The organism is Streptomyces albidus (ex Kaewkla and Franco 2022) (assembly GCF_013870515.1).
Taxonomy (GTDB): Bacteria; Actinomycetota; Actinomycetes; order Streptomycetales; family Streptomycetaceae; genus Streptomyces; species Streptomyces albidus.
Map to the genome: position 1 here is coordinate 1 of NZ_JACBXA010000373.1, position 4,018 is coordinate 4,018.

General features: G+C 69.5%; 4 protein-coding genes. All 4 read right to left on the reverse strand.

Annotated elements, in window-relative coordinates:
- Positions 1–1,551, reverse strand: a 1,551-nt coding sequence (locus H5J26_RS29070) for a glycosyltransferase family 2 protein (protein WP_181768953.1), incomplete at its 3' end; no start/stop codon positions are given.
- 393 nt (positions 1,552–1,944) lie between these two features.
- A complete protein-coding gene (locus H5J26_RS29075; protein WP_181768954.1) occupies positions 1,945–2,829 on the reverse strand; it encodes an FkbM family methyltransferase in 885 nt (294 codons plus the stop codon).
- A gap of 128 nt (positions 2,830–2,957) precedes the next feature.
- The gene (locus tag H5J26_RS29080; RefSeq protein ID WP_419183864.1) at positions 2,958–3,197 is read right to left on the reverse strand and encodes a DUF6411 family protein; all 240 of its coding nucleotides are present in this window, start codon (positions 3,195–3,197) and stop codon (positions 2,958–2,960) included.
- A 200-nt stretch (positions 3,198–3,397) separates the two neighbouring features.
- Positions 3,398–4,018: lysophospholipid acyltransferase family protein (locus tag H5J26_RS29085; protein ID WP_181768956.1), on the reverse strand; the 621-nt coding region annotated here is incomplete at its 5' end.

Sequence of the window (4,018 nt, forward strand, 5' to 3'; positions counted from 1 at the left end):
GACGTCGATGGAGTGGCCGCGCAGTGTCCGGGCGATGCGCCAGCCGCCGCAGCCCAGTTGGACCTGGAGGTCCCAGGTGCCCGGCGCCAGTTTCCGGCCGTTGTCGACGGAGGCCGGGTCGACGGTGAACTCGGTCTCGAAGTCCAGCGCGCACAGGTCCAGCCTTCGGCGACTGCCCGGCAGCCGGGCGGTCAGCCATTGCGGCAGCCGCATCCAACCCGCCACCCTGGCCACGAGTTCCGCCGCGGCGCCGTCGTCCGGCAACGGCGCCTCGACCACCCGGTGGTGGAGCGGCACGCTCAGCACCGTCCCCCCTTCTCGGTGACGGAGCAGGCCGCGGACGTTGCTGCGCTGCACCGCCTTGGTGAAGTCGGCCGCCTCGGCCGCTCCGGGCACGGCGGCCACACCCGGCCTCAGCCGCAGCAGACGGCGGCCCTCGCTCCGGGAGAACGCCAGGGGGACGGCGAAGGCCCCCCTGCCCTTCCACCTGCGGACCAGACGGGTGCGGCACCTGACGGTGAGCCGCCCGTCGTTCCATTCGGACGACAGGACGCGGGGCTGCTGGTCGACTTGGGCTTCGAACTCCGCGTGCTCGTCGAGCGGCGCGCGGTCGCGGTGCCGGGCGAGTGCCGCGACAATCCTGAGCCGGGTGGGCAGTGCCTTGTCCGCCTTCGGCGGCATGTCGGCGGCCAAGGCGCCCACAGCCTCGAACCATTCGGTCCTGCGGGCGTCGGACTCTCCGAGGAAGAGCTGCCCGCTGAGGCGCGCGAGCGCCTTCTTGCCGTACCAGTTGGCCGCCAGGCGGTCACGGTGCCGCCCGGGGGCGACACGCGTATCCGGTGCGTCGAGGATGGCGAGGACCCTTCGGACGCTGTCGAGGTAGGGGCCCGGCTCGATCTTCTCGTAACTGATGTTGTGCTCTTCGCCCGGGTGCCGCACCCAGTGGTAGCAGGTGTAGTCGTGCACCGTGGCCACCCGGCTGGTGAGAAGAAAGGCCCGCAGGGTGAACATGTGGTCCTCGAGCCGGACTTGGCCCTCCGGGAAGCGCAGTCCGTTCTTCTCGAGGAAGTCGCGCCGGAAGAGCTTGTGCACCGTCATCGAAGCCAACAGCTCGGTGTCCGACCGCAGATCCGCGGCGGCGATCGGCTTCTCGAAGAGGGCCCGCGGCGCGCGGCGCCCGTGTCCGGCCATCCGGCCGATGACGATGTCCGCTCCGGTTTCCTGCGCCCGCGCGTACGTGCGCTCAAGGGCCTCGGGGGCGAGCCAGTCGTCGTCATCGACGAAGTGGACGAACTCCCCTCGGGCGGCCTCCATGCCGATGTTGCGCGGCTTGCCGGGCCAGCCGGAATTCGCGATGCGTATCACTCGGACGTCCGATTCGGCTCCCTGAGCGGCGAGTTCGGACTGGACTGTCGCGACCGTGTCGTCGTCGGATCCGTCATCGACGTAGATGACCTCGAAGTCCGAGCGCGGCATGGTCTGGGCGAGGAAGGAGCGCAGCCCTGTCAGGACCGTCTCTCCGGTGTTGTGGGTGGGAACGACGACGCTCACCTTGACCGGCGAGTCGACCGGCGACTGGCTAACCGTGGGCGACGGGGTATGCACTGCGACCTTTCACTGAATTACGTGTCATTTGTATGCGTACCCGCAAACTACGAAGCAAAAGTGAACGGAAACCAACTGCCTTGAAGGCACTGGGTGAACCGCCCGTCCCCTCCGCGCGGACGCCGGACGGGTCCCCCGCCCGGCGCAGGTCATGCCGTGGGAGTCGTCACTCGCGATGGAGCAAGTACCGCGCCCGGGCGCCGCGTTGAGGGCGTCACTCACCGACGGCGGTGGCCCGTTCCGCCGATCGCGCCGACTCCAGGCAGTGGCGGGCGTCCAAACGCACACCAGGCCCACTGACGTGCCGTCGCCCCGGCACGTCAGTGGTTCACCCGCGGATCAAGGCAGTTGCGCCGGTGCCGAGTCTGCGCGCGCCAGTACGCAGTCGAACTCGACCACTCGCCCTGTGGACCCCTCACGTGTGACGGGATACATGCCGGTGATCTCGAAGCCCGCGTCCTCGTAGGCGGTGATGGCCTCGGTCATGTGCGGGCTTCCCTCGTACAGCTGCAGGGCGGCCACCTCGGACTGCATCCCCACGAATTCGCCGATCCGCTCGCCGGCGCCGACGAAGACCTCCATGTCGAAGCCCTGCGTGTCCATCTTCAGGAACGGCCGCGGGTTCGCGATCCCCTCCAAGTCCTCGTCCATCACCTGGTCCAACCGTCGGACCTGCACCTGGGTGGTGCGGGAGGTGTCGGCGAACCGCTTGTAGCGCTGCTGCCCGTACGCGCTCGGCTCGAGCAGCGAGTTCATGGTCTTCCACCCCAGGTGCATGTTCTCCACCGATTCGCTGCGCCCGAGCGCGAAGGGGTGGACGCTCCAGTCGGGGTCGCGTTCCGCCGTCTTCTGCAGCCGGGCCAGGGCCTCCGGGACGGGCTCGAAGGAGACGATCCTGCCGCGGTAGCCGAACTCCCGCAGCTGCTTGCCGTACTGACCCTTGTTGGCCCCGACGTCGAGCACGCAGTTCACTTCGTAGTTGGTCAGAAAGTCGGCGACGTGCCGTGCGCACAGATTGCTCGAAGCGGCCTTGTGCAGGCCCCAGTCGTCGGCGGGAGTACGGGTGGCGGACTGCTTGCCGCCGACCATCCATGCCTCTCCGCTCAGCTTCGTGGCGGTGTAACCGCCGCGCCGGGAGACAACAGCGGCACCCGGACCGAGGTCGAGTACCTGCACGCCCACCCGGGGCAGCACACCGAGCGCCTTTCTGAACATAGTTGTCATATAGCGAGGCTATCCGCGTGCCTTCCACCCCTGTCAAACACGAGACCGGGGCGTCCGGCCGCGCGGCCGGGATTGCCGGATCTGCCGGGAGAAGCATGCGCCGCCGACCCACTCGAGGGGCAGCGCCCTTAGAAGGGCATGCGCCCGCGGGTGCGTCGGCCGGCGCGCCCGCTCTTTCCCACCGCGCGGGAACTGCTGCGGAAGGGTTTGCTGAGCAGGCGTCCCGAGGCACCGGGCGCCTTGCCCGCGGCCCGGGTGCCGAGACCGAGGGATCGCTGCGCACCACGCTGAGGACGGTGGGAGAACCGCGGCAGGAGGAAGGCCAGGACGGCCAGTGCCACGCACACGACGACTATGCCGATGATCACGAAAGCGCTCCTTGGGTAGATTCGTTCCGTTTGCGTGCCCAAGACGGGCTGTTGCATGCACCGATGTGATGCGTCATACCCGTGCGAATGTGACCACGGTCCGTGAACACCCCCGGCAGGAGCGCCCGTTCAGCTCTGCGTCATGATCGCGGAACCGTCCTCGGGTCGGCCGCCCGTACGGCCCCGCGCACCGCAGTCGATCACTCCTCGGGCGCCGGGCGGCCCACGGCATCGCACACCGCCGCGTAGGCAGCCGCAGCGAGGGAGCGCCTGTCGTGCCCGTTCGGTTGGAGTGGTGCGCAGGCCGTCACGCGTGCGACGAGCCCCTCGCTGACGGCCACGCGACGCACCGAGGCCTCGAGGGTGTCGTCCCCGACGTAGGAGGCCGCTCTGCTGATCCCGCCGTGCTGGCTGAAGTCGATTGCGACGGGCCGCACGGGCGCACCCGCGTCGAGTGCGGCCTGGAAGGCGGCCCGTCTGAACGGGCCGCCGGGTGCGGTGCACCAGGTGGTCGCTTGCGGGAACACCATCACCGACCCGCCTCGCTCCAGGTGCGTCGTCAACTCCCTTACGACGCCGACGAGTTCACGCAGGGCATCGCGGTCGACGAAGCGGGTGCCCGCTCTGCGGCTCAACGCCCCGATGACCGGCCATCCCGCGACCTCCCGCTTGGCCAGCAGGGGCACGGGTTCGACCGCCAGAGCGGCGACGACGTCGAGCCAGGAGACGTGGTTGGCGACGATCAACGTCCCCGTGGCCGTGTCCGGTACGCGCAACGGGCCGCCCACGGCGTCCAGGCTGATCCCGAGGGCGTCGAGCAC